Raw genomic sequence first — 14,030 nt, 5'->3', positions numbered from 1 at the left:
TCGCCCTCACCTACCGCGCCGGATTCCTGCTCGCCGGCATCGTCGAGTGGCTCAAGTTATTGGGAGACATGCCCTAGTACTGCAACGGCACTTGCTTGACAGGTACGCGATACTGATTGTGTGGTCCTCGATCTGGTTGCTGCCGAGTTGGAAGCGTTGCATGAGCGGATCTCCGGTCGGTTCGCCCGGTCGGAGCCGCGGTCCCGAGTCCGTGAATATGTGACGGGTTTGGTTGCGGGTCTGGAACGCAAGAACGGGTGGACCCTCGCCGAGCGGGCCGGCGAGATCAGCCCGGACGGGATGCAACGGTTGCTGCGGCGCGCGGACTGGGACGTCGACGGCGTCCGCGACGACGTCCGTGACTACGTGGTCGAACGGCTCGGCGATCCGGCCGGTGTACTGATCGTCGACGACACCGGATTCCTCAAGAAGGGCACCCGCTCGGCCGGGGTGCAACGCCAGTACTCGGGCACCGCCGGGCGGGTGGAAAACTGCCAGATCGGCGTCTTCCTCGCCTACGCCAGCGGCGCCGGCCACGCCTTGATCGACCGGGAACTGTACCTGCCCGAATCCTGGACCTCCGACCGCGACCGGTGCCGCGCCGCCGGCATCACTGACGACATCGAGTTCGCGACCAAACCGAGACTGGCGCAACACATGATCGAACGCGCCCTCGACGCACAGGTCCCGTTCTCCTGGGTCACCGCGGACGAGGCCTACGGGCAGGTGAAGTACCTGCGGGTCTGGCTCGAGGAACGCGATATTTCCTACGTCCTAGCCACGCGCTGCAACGACGACGTGTTCACCCCGCACGGCCGCTCCGGTCGCGCCGACGAGATGATCGCCGCGGTCCCGGCGAAGCAGTGGCGCCGGATCTCCGTCGGCGATGGCGCGCACGGCCGGCGCGAATACTCCTGGGTGCGGATCCCGATCCGGATCGCCTGGGCACCCGGGCGCGGGCACTGGCTGCTCGCCCGCCGATCCCTCTCCGATCCGACCGAGATCGCGTACTACATCTGCGCCGGACCCCGCCGCACCACGCTCACCGAACTCGCCACCATCGCCGGCTCCCGGTGGCGGGTCGAGGAATGCTTCCAGCAGGCCAAGAACGAGGCCGGCCTCGACCAGTACCAGGTGCGGACCTACCGGGCCTGGTACGCCCACATCACCTTGTCGATGCTCGCCCTCGCCTGGCTCGCCGGGACGAAAACCCAAGCTATAAAAGGGGAATCGGGATCGACGATCAGGGCATGATCGGCTACACGCTACCCGAGATCCGCCGCCTGCTCGTGCAACTGATCCTGCGACACGCCCACCCCGACGAGCACATCTGGTCCTGGTCGAACTGGCGACGGCGCCGACAACACCAGGCCCGCACTTCCCACTACCGACGTCGCGGACACCTCCCATAAGTGCCGTTGCAGTACTAGTGGGCGGCCACCTCGGCTTTCAGCGTTCTTTCAGCTTGTGTGTGTGACGATCTGGCAAAGTGACCATCGACAACCGAACAAGGACAGCGGTTTCGTCCCGCGCGCCATGCACGGCATTGCTTCGGCATGGTGATCCGAGCTGTGACAGCTGAACGCGCACTTCGATCAGATTTGGATCGCTGCGCTGACGGGCGGCTGGGAGGAAGGGGCGTTGGTGATCATTCGTTTTCCGGGTGTGTATCGGCCCCAGCATGATTCGCGGCTTCTTTTGGAATCGCTCGGCGACGAGCAGGTGCATGCGGGTACGCGGATTCTGGATTTGTGTGCGGGCACTGGGGTGGTCAGCGTGTGGGCGACTCGGTACGGTGCGCGCAGCGTGACCGCAGTCGACGTTTCGCGTCGGGCGTTGGTCAGTACCTGGCTCAATACGGCGGTTCGCGGGCACCGTGTGCGGGTTGTTCGCGGTGATCTGGTGTCACGAGTACGTCACCGGCGGTTCGACTTGATCGTAGCGAACCCACCCTATGTTCCTGCCGAGCACGATGGGCTGCCGGCGAGAGGTCGTGCGCGGTGCTGGGACGCCGGGCACGAGGGACGGGCGTTGTTGGACCGGATCTGCGGCGATGCCCCGGACCTCCTCGACGACGGGGGACGGCTGGTGCTCGTGCAATCGACGCTGAGCGGCACGGAGAAAACGCGATTAATGCTGGGGGAACGCGGCTTACACGTTGAGGAAGCACGCCGTGTCCGCGTCCCGTTCGGTCCGGTGCTGCAAGCGCGACGGGATCTTCTCGTTGATCGCGGGTTGATCGGGCCACAGCAGTGCACCGAGGAACTCGTAGTGTTCCGGGCGGTCAAATGAGCACCCAGCTGACGCGGTCGGGCGTGCGCGCCGCGTGTGATCGAGGTCACCGATGACGCCCTCGGGGTCGTCCGGCCGGTTGGTGCCACTGACCGCGGCGCAGCAGGCGATCTGGCTTGCCCAGCAGCTGACGCCCGACGTGCCCTACGTCATCGCCCAGTACGTGGATCTGACCGGGCCCATTGAGGTGGAGAAGCTGTGCGAGGCGCACACGCGGGCGATGGACGAACTGGGCGCGGAGGTCGTGCTGGCCGACGTCGACGGACAACCGTATCAACGTGAGAGGACTCGATCGGCAGGTCAAGTCCTGGTTTTGGACTTCCGCGCCGAACGCGACCCGGCCGAGTTCGCGCGGGAGTGGATGCGACGTGACTGCACGGTCCCACTCGCGATGGACGACTACTCGCTGATCTTCTCGCGTGTCCTGCGGGTCGGTGACGATCGTGTGTTCTGGTATTCGCGTGCCCACCACCTCTCATTGGATGGATATGCGGCAATGCTGCTGATGCAACGGACCGCGCAGTGGTACGCCGCGGCGCTCGGCGGCGACGAGCCGGATCCGCATCGGGTGGTGGGGCCCGAGCAGTTGAGCCGAGCGGATCGGGACTATCGATCGTCCCCGCGGTTCGATACCGACCGTAAATACTGGGCCAGGCTCGCCCCCGATCTGCCACCGGTGGTCAGCCTCGCCGGACGGAGCGCTGCGCCTCGGCCCGCCGTCCGGGTCACCGGCCACCCCACGGTGGTGTCTTCCACGCCGATGCCCGGAGGCCGGTCCGTCCTCGATCGCACCGCTGTCCTCGTCGCGGCCTTCGCCGCCTACTTGGCACGGATGACCGACGTCGACGACGTCATGGTGTCCCTTCCGGTAACGGCCCGCACAACCGGACCGCTGCGGGCTGCGACGGGTTCGGTCTCGAATGTGGTGCCCCTGGCACTGCCGGGGATCGGGGCCACGACCGTCGAGGAAGCGATCGGAATCGCGCGGGCGGCACTGATCGCGTCACTGCGCCACCAGCGGTATCGGCGCGAAGACATCGGTCGTGAGCGCGGCACGGCCACTGGTGAGCTCACCTCGTTCGGCCCCGTGCTGAATTTGATGCTGTTCGAACCGGACATCAACCTCGGTGCGGTCACCGGTCGGGTGCACGTTCTCACGACCGGTCCGACCGCGGATCTGGCGGTGAACATCTACCCGGGCTCCACGGATCTGATGCCGCGGATCGACTTCGAAGCCAACCCCGCCCTCTACGGCGAGAGAGAACTGAGCAGCCACCACCGCCGGTTCACCCATTTCCTGCAGACATTCGGAGCCGCAATCGGCCAGGACTCCGCGGTGGCCGATCTGGAGTTGTTCCTGCCCGGGGAACGCGAGGTCCTGACACCGGCGCGCGGCCCGGCCGATGCCGAACCGGCAACCCTCACCCAGTTACTCACCACCACCCTCGGTGCATCCGGTGAGCGAATCGCGGTCCGCGACCGCGGACGATCCTTCTCCTACCGGGACCTCGACCGCCATTCGACCGCGTTGGCCGGCACGCTGCTGGGCGCCGGCATCGGTCCGGAAGACCTCGTGGCGGTCGCCGTACCCCGCTCGTACGAATCGGTGGTCGCCGTGTGGGCGATCGCGGCCACCGGCGCCGCCTATGTCCCCATCGACCCGACGCATCCGCGCGCTCGCATCCAGTACATGCTCGACGACTGCAAACCTGTTGCCGGCCTGACGTCCTCCGACACCCGGAGCCAGCTGCCGGACACACTGCGATGGCTCACCGTCGCCCTCGACGCCCTCGACGCCCTCGACGCCCTCGACGCCCTCGACGCCCTCGACGCCCTCGCCGTGCCGCCACCGCGCCCACCGCGCCCGGTGCGCCGGGAAAACGCCGCGTATGTGATCTACACGTCCGGGTCGACCGGTGCACCCAAGGGTGTCGTCGTCACCCACGACGGCCTGGCCAATCTCGCACAGGAAATCCGCGACCACTACGCCCTCTCCGCCACCTCGCGGATCCTGCATTTCGCCTCGCCGAGCTTCGACACGGCTCTGGTCGAAGTCCTCGCTGCGGCCCTGGCCGGCGCCACCTTGGTGGTGACCCCGCCGGATGTGGTTGGCGGCCACGAACTGGCCGATCTCCTACGCTGCGAAGGTGTCACCCACGTGCTGTCGACACCGTCGGCACTGGCAACGGTGGACCCCGCCGGCCTCGACGATGTGGAATTGGTCCTCGTCGGCGGTGAGGCGTGTCCACCGGAACTGGTGGCGCGCTGGGCGCACCACCGGACGATGCGCAATGCCTACGGCCCGACCGAAACCACGTGCAGTGTCACGCTCAGCGCCCCGATGGCCCCGGATCGGCCGGTGACGATCGGGGCGCTGATGCGCGGCGTCGACGCGGTGGTGCTGGACCGGCGCCTGCGGCCGCTTCCCTCCGGCGCGGTCGGCGAACTGTATCTCGGCACCCCAGGGTTGGCCCGCGGTTACGCGCGCCGAGGAGGGATGACCGCCGGCCGGTTCGTCGCCAATCCGTTCGGCAAACCCGGCTCCCGCCTGTTCCGCACGGGTGATCTGGTCCGATGGACACCCGAGGCAACACTCGAGTACGTCGGTCGCAGCGACGACCAGGTCAAAGTCCGCGGGTTCCGGATCGAACTCGGCGAGATCGACACCGCCCTACGCGAGCACCCGGATGTCCGGTTCGCGACGACCGTGGTCCATGACAGGGCGGGGGATGCACTGCTGGTGTCGTATGTGCTGTTGCGGACGTCGTCGGCATTGACCCCGGCGATGCTGCGGACGGCTGTAGCCCAGCTGCTGCCGGACTACATGGTGCCCGCGGTGATCACCGTCTTGGACGACGTTCCGCTGACGCCGACGAAGAAGCTCGACCGGGCCGCCCTGCCGACCCCCGACTTCGGCTCCGCCGCTCCCTCGGCGCGGCCGCCGCGCACACCCGATGAACACGCGGTGGCCGGGGTGCTGGCCCGGGTACTGTGCACCGACGTGGTGGACGCGGAATCGTCCTTCTTCGACCTCGGTGGGGATTCGCTCTCCGCCACCCGGGTGATCGCGGCACTCAACGCCGATTTCGGCACCCAGTTGGGGGTGCGCGATCTGTTCGAGTTCCCCACCGTAGCCGCCCTCGCCCAGCTTCTCGCCGAGGAACACCCGAAGTCGGGTGAACTCTCCTCGCTGCGCGCGTTCGCAACACAACCGCTGCCCCAGCGGGTTCCGCTGGCCCCAGCGCAGCAATTCCTCGATCGCACCGCCACCCGCCCAGCCCTGTACAACCTCCCGTTCACCGTCACGATCCGCGGTGCCCTCGACATCGAGGCGCTGCGCAGCGCCACCGCCGACGTGCTCGACCGGCACCACCCGCTCCGCACGATCTACCCCGATTCGGTGGACGGCCCCCACCAGCGGGTCCTCGACGCCGGCGACGCCGTCCCCGACCTCACCCCGACACACGTGAGCGCATCCCACCTCCCGGCACACACCCGCCCTCTGCTGCACCGCGGCTTCGACGTTCGCAGCGAACCGCCGCTGCGGGCCACACTGTTCGCCACCGGGCCCGAGGAGCACCTGCTCGCGTGCGTGATCCACCACATCTCCGCCGACGGGTGGTCGCTGGCAGTCCTCGCCCGCGACCTGCTGACCGCGTACGCGGCCCGCGCTGCCGGCACCGCACCGAGTTGGGCGCCGCTGCCGGTGCAATACGCGCACTACAGTCTCTGGCGGCACGACGTTCTCGGCGACGACGCTGATCCCGGCAGCCTCACGGCCCGTCAGATCGACTTCTGGAAGGCCGAACTGGCAGGGCTGCCCCGGGAACTGACGCTGCCGGCGGACCGACCCCGTCCACAACGCTGGACCTACGCGGCCGGCCGTCTGAGTTTCGCGGTCGACGAAGAAACCCACGCAGCACTGCTGACCACCGCGCACGCACGGCGAGCGACCCTGTTCACCGTGCTGCACTCCGCGCTGGCCCTGCTCCTCGCACGCCTGTCCTCGCAGCGCACGATCGCGATCGGCATACCGACGGCCGGGCGCACCCATCCCGACCTCGACGAAGTCGTCGGCATGTTCGTCAACACTCTCGTTCTCCGCTCGACGGTCGACCCAGGCACCACCGTTGCCGACCTTCTCGACCAGTCGCGCGCCACCGAGCTGAACGCGTTCGCGCACGCCGATGTCCCGTTCGAGCACCTCGTCGACGTGCTCGACCCGCCCCGGTCGCCGTCGCTGCACCCGTTCTTCCAGGTCGCGTTATCGCTGAACAACTTCACCGCCGCCACCCTCGACAGCGACGGACTGGAGTTCGAGATCGCACCGCAACCACTGGATATCGCCAAATGCGATCTGCACTTCCACTTCACCGACCACCACAGCGCAAAAGGCCACCCGGCCGGCATCGACTGTGAACTGGTGTATTCGGCCGATCTGTTCGACCACGATACCGTCGCAGGATTCCTCCCCGTGCTGCGCACCATCCTCGCCGAGGCCGTCGGATGAGATCCGACGCCGCACCGGTGCCGGGGCGGCGGACACGGTGTCGGTCACACTGAACACCATGGACCGCCGCAGCCTGCACCCCGGAAACTGGAATGTGCGGGTGCGATCCACCGCGGCCGCAGTCCTTGCCGTCACGGTGTGCCTGCTCCTCGCCGGTGGTGCGCTCCTGTTCGTGCTGTACCGCAATCTCGAACACTCCGCCCGAGGCGCCGCCGACTCACGGTCCCACCAGATCATCGAGCAACTCCACTCTCAGCCGCCGCAGGAACTCGACGCATCGCTGCTCGCGACCGACGGCCAAATCGGGGCCGTCCACATCCTCGACAACCAGGGAAGCGTGCTCGTCACCTCGGCCGGGATTCCGTCGTCACCGGTCCTTGCCGCCCCGCTGCCACCCGGCGAGTCCGCCTACCTCGGAAACCTCCACTTCGGGCACGAACGCGACTACTGGGTCGCCGCCCACGGCACCATGTCCCCGAACGGGCCGGTCACCGTGGTCACCGGCGCCGACCGCGAACCGGTCGAAGGTGTCCTGGCCACTGTCGCGGCGCTCCTGGCGATCGGTGCCCCGATCGTCATCGGCTTCGTCGCCGTCGCCACCTACCGGCTCATCGGCGCGGCACTTCGCCCGGTGGAGCGGATCCGCGCCCGTGTGGCGTCGATCTCCACCGATCAACTCGACGAACGGGTTCCCGTGCCCGCGGCCCGGGACGAAGTCGCCGATCTCGCGGTCACCATGAACAGCATGCTCGCGCGGCTCGAGGCCGGGCACCTGGCCCAGCGGCGTTTCGTCGGCGACGCCTCGCACGAACTGCGCAGCCCGCTGGCGACCATCACCGCCGCCCTCGAGCTCGCACAATCCCGTCCCGAATTGATCGACACGGCCCTGGTCGACGAGTCGTTGCTTCCCGAAGCCCGGCGGATGCATGCGTTGCTCGAAGATCTTCTGTTGCTCGCGCGTGCCGACGAAGACTCACTGACCCACCTGCGCGTCGACGTCGATATCGACGATCTGATCCTGGCCGAACGCGCCCGCCTCCGGGGCCTTCCCGGCATCGTGGTCGCCGCCGCCGTCGACCCTGTCCGGGTGGCCGGGGATGCGGAGCAGCTGGCCCGGCTGGTCCGCAATCTCGTCGACAACGCCGTCCGCCACGCACACACCCGAATCGCCCTCGCCTGCCGCAGGTGCGAGGGAAGCGCCGTGATCGAGGTGGCCGACGACGGGCCGGGCATCGCCTCCGCGGACCGGGCCCGGATCTTCGAGCGGTTCGTCCGCCTCGACACTCCCCGAACCCGCGCATCCGGTGGTTCCGGACTCGGTCTCGCCATCGCCGCCGAAATCGTTGCCGCACACCACGGGTCGATCGAGGTCCGCGACCATGAAGGCGGGGGTGCACACTTCGTCGTCACCCTTCCGATCGGCGACGACAGCTACTCCTCCGAACCCATCGAATAGCCCACGCCGCGGACCGTGTCGATGCTCGTTGTGCCGAACGGGGCATCGATCTTGCGGCGAAGGTAGCCGATGTAGACCTCCACGATGTTGTCGTCGCCCTCGTAATTGGCGTCCCACACCGCTTGCAGAATATCGTGTTTGGTGACGACCGAGCCTGCGTGGCGCATCAGGAACTCGAGCACACTGTACTCGCGGGGAGTGAGCTGGAGGCGGGTCTCCCCACGGGTGACCCGCCGCATCGCCGGGTCCAACGAGAGTCCGGCAACACTCAGGACCGGCGGTCGCGGCGGGGCGCCGCGCCGCACCAGCGCCCGTAACCGGGCGATCAGCACCACGAACGAGAACGGTTTGATCAGATAGTCGTCGGCACCGAGGTCGAAGGCATCGGCGAGGTCGTATTCGCCGTCCTTGGCCGAGAGCATCAGCACCGGCGTCCACACCTGCTGCCGACGCATCTCCCGGACCACGTCGTACCCGTGTTTGCCAGGCAACATGATGTCGAGGACCACCACATCGAATCCGCCACCTACCGCAGCCGCCAGCCCGGCGACGCCGTCGTGTTCGACCTGCACGGTGCACCCGTCAGCCACCAAACCGCGGCGCACCGTCTCGGCCAGGCGCGTTTCGTCCTCGACCAGCAACACCCGCACCGCCGCCTCCTCCACAACATTCCCGCAACCAGTGGACCCCAACGGTACGACCGGGGTACCACCATCACCTGGTCCCTCCAGCGCCGGTGTCAGCGCGATCGCCCGGGTCGGGTCACGTCCGCACCCGGGATACGGCGACCCTCTTGGCGAGGTCGTCCCGGGCTGCGCCGGGTGCCATCCCGACGGTCGCCAAACCCAGTAGCACCCCGGCCAGCGCGAGCACCAGCGGTGCGGTCGCCGGTGTACCACCGACAGCCCCGGTCGATGCCAGCCAGAGGTGTTCCCAGCCGGGCAGCTCTGCCCATGTGTATTTGTGGTTGAGGACGCCGGTGTCGAGGTTCGCGCTCACGTGCTCGTACACCCCGAACAGAGCCGCCGGAGCGGCGCACAGAGCAACCAGCCGAGCCTGCACGATGGCGATCCGTGAGCGGTTGAACACGACGATCAACGTCGAGCAGAAGAGCACACTCAGCACAATCCACGGCACGATCTGCTCGGTGCTCCTCCAGTGCCGCAGCGATGCCAGTTCGATTGCGACGAACGCGCACGAGAGCACCGACAGCGCAAGCAGTGCCGCCTGAAACCGCGCGACGAGTCGTGCTTGACGCGCGCCGCCGCGTTCCGGGGCAACCTCATCGTGCATGGCCGCTCATTCTCCTACTGCGGGGCCAGGACACTCAAAATGGTGTCCAGAGTCTGTTGATCGATTCCGTATTTGCCCAATTCCTTCGTCAAGGTATCGGATATCGTGTCGGGACTGTAGGGGCCGTATTCGGTGACCTCCTTCGCCCACTTACCCGCGTTGCTGACTCCGGCTGCCTCGAACGCCGCCTGGATCTGGCTCTGGCTTGCCGTGTTCGGATCTACCTGAGCGACCTCCGTGGCACTGCCGCTGCCGCCTGGGGTCATGGTGGAGGACGCAACCACCGATGTTGTCGGACTCGCCGATGACCCGGTGCCACTGTCGTTGGAGCTGCATCCTGCAAGCAGGCCGGCAGAAATCAGAAGCGGGATACCGAACTGGACGCTCTTTTTCGTCATAGTGGTCAACCTACTTTCGGTGTCCGGCAGCACCCTGGCTGTCGGCTGGGAACAAGCTGGCAGAGCGCCACACGGGCCGCGACTGTCTCACGGGGAGGCGCTCCCCGATACCCGGTCGACATGGTCGCCATGATTCGCGCTGGCCGCTGAAAAAGTGCTGAAAGTAGCGCCTGGCGTTGATAGGCGTCACCGCACGCCGCCCGCTGACCAACCGAGCCCGATAGCCCTCACTCGGCGCCGGTGAACGAGGGGGTGAGGCGTCGATATCGGGCCCTTTCAGGGGTTGACCTTCGAGTGGACTCGAAGGTTTACCGTGGCCGGTATGGCCGAGTTGCTGATCTCCGAACTGTCGCGCCGCAGCGGTGTCCCCGCGACGACGCTGCGCTATTACGAGCAGGTGGGTCTCCTGCCCGCCGCCCGCTCGCACTCCGGGTACCGCCTTTACGACGAGCACGCCGAACAGCGGTTGCGGTTCATCTCCGCGGCCAAGCGCCTGCATCTGCCGCTGCCGGAGATCTTCGAGCTGCTGACGGTGTGGGAGGACGAGGCCTGCCGGTCGGTGAAATCGCAGCTGCGACCAGCCCTCGACGCCCGGATCACCGAGGCAGCCAACGGGATCGACGAGCTGACCAGGCTGCACACCGAACTCGTCGCCGCGCGCGGGCGGCTCGACTCGTTGCCTGACCGTGCCGACCGCTGCGACCCGCAGTGCACCTTTCTCCTCGACCCTGTCACCGTGCAGGGGATGGACGTGGCGACGGCCGACCGGCCGATCGCGTGCACCCTCGACGGCGACGACTACCGCACCCGGATCGACGCCTGGCACTCCCTCCTCGACGGATGCCCCCGCGAGCAGGTCGATACCGGGGTCCGGGTCACCGTGCCCGCCGAGTCCGCTGCCGAGCTCGCCGCCCTGATCGTGGCCGAACAACACTGCTGCGCCTTCCTCGACTTCACCCTCGGCTTCGACCGCGACACCGTCGCGCTGACGATCACGGCCCCGGCCGATGCGCGGGCCCTGATCGACGACCTGATCACCCCGACGGCGCCGTGACCGTCGCCAGATCCGTTGCCCTGTTTGTGCTCGCCGCGATCTTCGAGATCGGCGGCGCCTGGCTCGTCTGGCAAGGGGTGCGCGAACAACGCGGTTGGCTCTGGGCCGGGTTCGGCGCACTGGCCCTCGGCGCGTACGGTTTCGTCGCCACTCTGCAGCCCGACGCGAACTTCGGCCGCATCCTGGCCGCCTACGGTGGAGTGTTCGTTGCCGGCTCCCTGCTGTGGGGCATGGCCTTGGACGGCTTCCGACCAGACCGCTTCGACGTCACGGGCGCACTGATCTGCCTCGTCGGACTCGCCGTCATCATGTACTCGCCGCGCTGACCCCACACGAACCAGTGAAGGGAGGTGTGAGGACCGGGGCGTGTGATGCGGTCCGGGATCGGATGGATCGGGTTGCGCTCTGCCGGGGGCGAAAGGAGTTGATGTATCTGCCGGCGGAGTCGCTCGGGTTCACGGTGGTGTAGCACTGACTCTGCCCGGCTCCCGAACTCCTGGGGGTGCGGACCGGTGCTGCGTGTGGGGCGTAATGGTGCTGTGATCGGGTCATCAACACAAACCAGCGATCAGTGTTCCTCTGTTGCCGGGCCGTGCTTCCAGGGATGATTCACGCGCGTCGCGGCAGCATCGTAAACATCGCATCGATGGCGGGATTTCACTACACCGTGAATCACGTGGCCTATGCGGTCGCCAAAGCCGGTGTAGTCGCACTCACCAGAGATGTGGGGTATGAAGCGGCGCCGCATGGAGTCCGGGTCAACGCCGTAGCGCCAGGCCCGATCGCAGCCCCGACGAGCTCTGCTCGCGAGCGGGATATCCTCGAGACCCTCGGTAATGCGGTGCCGCTTGGCGGATGCGCCGATCCACAGGATATCGCTGATGCTGTCGCGTACCTAGCGTCTGATCGCGCACGATACATAGTCGGCACGACGCTCATGGTTGCCGGCGGCGCCGACCTGCGAGTTAGTTAGGGGTCCAGTCGCATTCGTGCGCTTGGGCGGCGTAGCGCCAACGGTAGGTCGACTTGACCATGAGTTGGCGAAAGTATAAGCAATGCATCGTATTGCGTTTCTGGGTCGTTGGGGAATATGAGGCGGCAACCGCGGGATCGTCCCGGCTTTGTGAGGAACTGGCATGAAGCTCGGTGGCCCCGATCCTGCGGTGTCATGCTCTTCGCAACAGCGAAAGACCTTTTTGGCAAGGGGAGTGACCACCGTTTGGCCCAACTTGATGGTGTCGGCGAGGTTGCCGTCGGCACCGACGGTGACGTTGATCGTCTGGCCCGCCTGTGCATCCGGGTCGGTGGAGACGACTCCGGTGTGGTCACTACCGGCCGCCGACCATCGGACGGGGACATAGCCCCGGTTCCCGACGAAACGGCGCGAGGCATCGGTTCTGTCGAGGGCGGGCTGGGCGTCCCCGAGCAGAACCGCGGGCACCTGATGCACGGCGGCGCAGGGCCTGCGCCTGCTGCTCCAGCCGGGTGTGCGTCGCCGTCCCATACGCGGCGGCGAACGGGACCAACATCACCATCAACACCGCAGCGAGCAGCATGATCACCGCCTCGAGACGGTCACCGCGGCGCATCAGGCGATTGCGGCTCCACGGTCCGAGCCGCCACCACCGCATCGGCATTGGAAATGGCACCGGCGCCGGTGCCTCCCAGCGCATCACCCACCTCCGGCAGGATTGCCTCTGTCTCCTCCTCCGATTGTGCGACCGAATCCAGCCCGGCGCAGCCCCGCGTCAAGCGCAAAGTCAGAACCATCGCAGCAACAAGCGACTCGCCCGAGTTGGCCGGCATCCCTCGCCGACTCGGGCGACACCCATACACCCATCCGTCGCGACCGTCGTTGACAGCGGCGACGGCGCCCGCGCGGACTCCTCCGCCCAACCTCAGTACGTGGTCCGCCGAGCGACACCCATGAGGTGCGGCGGTCAACTGTCGGGGGTCACTCAACTGGCGCAGTCCATCTGCCCGCCGGAGGTATCGGCGAGGTGGTGAGAACCTCGAGGACGTACGATTCGTCGTCCTCCGGGACGGACGAGGCGGGCGACGGCCACGTCCGCGAGCGCGGTGACGAGCCAGGTCATCCCTGAAGAGGCGGGGCCTTGTCAAGGGTCGCGTTTTACGTGGTCGACACCCTCGCGCAGATCGGCGGGCAGCGATGATCCACGACGACAAGGCGCTCCTGTTTCGGCTCCATGCGGACAGCGCTGGGTGAGGGCCGGGGGTCAAGACGCAGCGCCCGCAGCGTGAGCGAGGACGAATGGTCTTGACGGTGGCCCGGCCCGGCGCACACTGGAATGAGCCCGAGAACAGGTCGAGGACCAAACGACGCGATTCGGTTTCGCTATGTGGTTGTGGTGCAACGTCTCCAGTGTGATGCGTATGGGGTTGGGCAGGGCCGAGCTTCCTCGGCTGGCCGGTCATCCCTTCGCCCGGCGGTGCGGGCATGGAGCGGTGCGCTGGCAATACGCGGGGTCAATCAGGACGACGACCACGCCGTTGGCACGGGGGTCAGACCTGGCAACGGCCGCGCGCGTGTTGCGTCCGGGGTGCTCACGCCGTTGCCCTCTGGGGCCAACGCGCGGATCTCTCCGTCACGCAGCCCGTAGTAGACGAGGGTGAGCAGTTGCGGGCCGCGGCGACCTTGGCGATGTTCCGGCCGCGGCGGGCCTCGATGCGTTGGCGGTCGACCGAGATCTTCGTGCCGGCGGGTTCCCGTTGGATGGCCTCCACCGCCGCCCAGTGCACCAGTTTGGAGCCCTGCTTCGTGATGTGCCCGCGGTGAACGACGGTGTCGGACTCGCGGTGCTTGGGGGTCAGACCGGCCCACGAACACAGGTGGCCGGGGTCGGCGAAGCGGTGCACGTCACCGATCTCCGCGACGAACACCGCCGCCAGGGTGGGGCCGACCCCGGGCAGCGCCTGAATCGCCCGATAGCCAGGATGGCCACGCAACTCGGCGGCGATCCGGTCGAAGAATCGTCCCTCGTGCGCGTCGAGGACGTCGATCAGCTC

12 protein-coding genes and 1 pseudogene are annotated in these 14,030 nt (G+C 67.4%); 8 read left to right on the top strand and 5 right to left on the bottom strand.

All coding sequences use genetic code 11. The features are described from left to right. Nucleotides 1-120 precede the first annotated feature (120 nt). The 5 genes from MLGJGCBP_RS46060 (at nt 121) to MLGJGCBP_RS46045 (ending at nt 8,258) form a co-directional block, all read left to right on the top strand. Nucleotides 121-1,254, top strand: a complete 1,134-nt coding sequence (locus tag MLGJGCBP_RS46060) for an IS701 family transposase (protein ID WP_160094863.1) — start codon at nt 121-123, stop codon at nt 1,252-1,254. Continuing rightward, complete coding sequence (locus MLGJGCBP_RS51045; RefSeq protein ID WP_007295704.1) at nt 1,251-1,412, top strand: hypothetical protein; 162 nt, start codon at nt 1,251-1,253, stop codon at nt 1,410-1,412. Before MLGJGCBP_RS46060 ends, MLGJGCBP_RS51045 begins: the two co-directional genes overlap by 4 nt. Nucleotides 1,413-1,644: 232 nt before the next feature. Continuing rightward, nucleotides 1,645-2,292, top strand: a complete 648-nt coding sequence (locus tag MLGJGCBP_RS46055) for a HemK2/MTQ2 family protein methyltransferase (protein WP_007297138.1) — start codon at nt 1,645-1,647, stop codon at nt 2,290-2,292. 52 nt (nt 2,293-2,344) lie between these two features. Further along, nucleotides 2,345-6,802, top strand: coding sequence for a non-ribosomal peptide synthetase (locus MLGJGCBP_RS46050; RefSeq protein WP_160094861.1), 4,458 nt, complete (start codon nt 2,345-2,347; stop codon nt 6,800-6,802). A gap of 37 nt (nt 6,803-6,839) precedes the next feature. Then, nucleotides 6,840-8,258: a sensor histidine kinase gene (locus MLGJGCBP_RS46045; protein WP_007297135.1), complete on the top strand. Its 1,419-nt coding sequence runs from the start codon at nt 6,840-6,842 to the stop codon at nt 8,256-8,258. On the opposite strand, the gene MLGJGCBP_RS46040 is transcribed toward MLGJGCBP_RS46045, so the two are convergent. The 3 genes from MLGJGCBP_RS46040 to MLGJGCBP_RS46030 form a co-directional block, all read right to left on the bottom strand. After that, nucleotides 8,234-8,908, bottom strand: coding sequence for a response regulator transcription factor (locus tag MLGJGCBP_RS46040; protein ID WP_007297134.1), 675 nt, complete (start codon nt 8,906-8,908; stop codon nt 8,234-8,236). The genes MLGJGCBP_RS46045 and MLGJGCBP_RS46040 overlap by 25 nt on opposite strands. A gap of 112 nt (nt 8,909-9,020) precedes the next feature. Further along, nucleotides 9,021-9,551, bottom strand: coding sequence for a hypothetical protein (locus MLGJGCBP_RS46035; protein ID WP_007297133.1), 531 nt, complete (start codon nt 9,549-9,551; stop codon nt 9,021-9,023). 14 nt (nt 9,552-9,565) lie between these two features. Further along, on the bottom strand, nt 9,566-9,949 hold the full coding sequence (locus tag MLGJGCBP_RS46030) for a hypothetical protein (protein ID WP_039951123.1): 384 nt from the start codon (nt 9,947-9,949) through the stop codon (nt 9,566-9,568). 322 nt (nt 9,950-10,271) lie between these two features. Between MLGJGCBP_RS46030 and MLGJGCBP_RS46025 the strand changes: the two genes are divergently transcribed. From MLGJGCBP_RS46025 to MLGJGCBP_RS46015, 3 genes are all read left to right on the top strand, one after another. After that, nucleotides 10,272-11,003, top strand: a complete 732-nt coding sequence (locus MLGJGCBP_RS46025; RefSeq protein ID WP_007297131.1) for a MerR family transcriptional regulator — start codon at nt 10,272-10,274, stop codon at nt 11,001-11,003. Next, a complete protein-coding gene (locus tag MLGJGCBP_RS46020) occupies nt 11,000-11,329 on the top strand; it encodes a YnfA family protein (protein WP_007297130.1) in 330 nt (109 codons plus the stop codon). Before MLGJGCBP_RS46025 ends, MLGJGCBP_RS46020 begins: the two co-directional genes overlap by 4 nt. Nucleotides 11,330-11,553: 224 nt before the next feature. Next, nucleotides 11,554-11,976 (top strand): SDR family NAD(P)-dependent oxidoreductase, encoded by a 423-nt coding sequence (locus MLGJGCBP_RS46015; protein WP_080512618.1) that lies wholly within the window; start codon nt 11,554-11,556, stop codon nt 11,974-11,976. 602 nt (nt 11,977-12,578) lie between these two features. Here MLGJGCBP_RS46015 and MLGJGCBP_RS46010 read toward each other — a convergent pair. After that, on the bottom strand, nt 12,579-12,809 hold the full coding sequence (locus MLGJGCBP_RS46010; protein ID WP_007297128.1) for a hypothetical protein: 231 nt from the start codon (nt 12,807-12,809) through the stop codon (nt 12,579-12,581). Between the two features lie 778 nt (nt 12,810-13,587). Further along, nucleotides 13,588-14,030 (bottom strand): annotated as a pseudogene (locus MLGJGCBP_RS46005) (transposase); the annotation flags it as partial.

The organism is Rhodococcus sp. T7, assembly GCF_009872365.1.
In the GTDB taxonomy this organism is placed as follows: domain Bacteria; phylum Actinomycetota; class Actinomycetes; order Mycobacteriales; family Mycobacteriaceae; genus Rhodococcus_F.
The sequence above is the reverse complement of the archived record's forward strand: the minus strand, read 5'-3'. Positions and strand labels throughout refer to the sequence as shown.

Excerpts from the sequence above, each read along its gene's own strand:
- MLGJGCBP_RS51045 (WP_007295704.1), top strand. The coding sequence starts at position 1,251 with ATGATCGGCTACACGCTACCCGAGATCCGCCGCCTGCTCGTGCAACTG.
- MLGJGCBP_RS46050 (WP_160094861.1), top strand. The coding sequence starts at position 2,345 with ATGACGCCCTCGGGGTCGTCCGGCCGGTTGGTGCCACTGACCGCGGCG.
- MLGJGCBP_RS46035 (WP_007297133.1), bottom strand. The coding sequence starts at position 9,551 with ATGCACGATGAGGTTGCCCCGGAACGCGGCGGCGCGCGTCAAGCACGA.
- MLGJGCBP_RS46030 (WP_039951123.1), bottom strand. The coding sequence starts at position 9,949 with ATGACGAAAAAGAGCGTCCAGTTCGGTATCCCGCTTCTGATTTCTGCC.
- MLGJGCBP_RS46025 (WP_007297131.1), top strand. The coding sequence starts at position 10,272 with ATGGCCGAGTTGCTGATCTCCGAACTGTCGCGCCGCAGCGGTGTCCCC.
- MLGJGCBP_RS46010 (WP_007297128.1), bottom strand. The coding sequence starts at position 12,809 with ATGCCGGCCAACTCGGGCGAGTCGCTTGTTGCTGCGATGGTTCTGACT.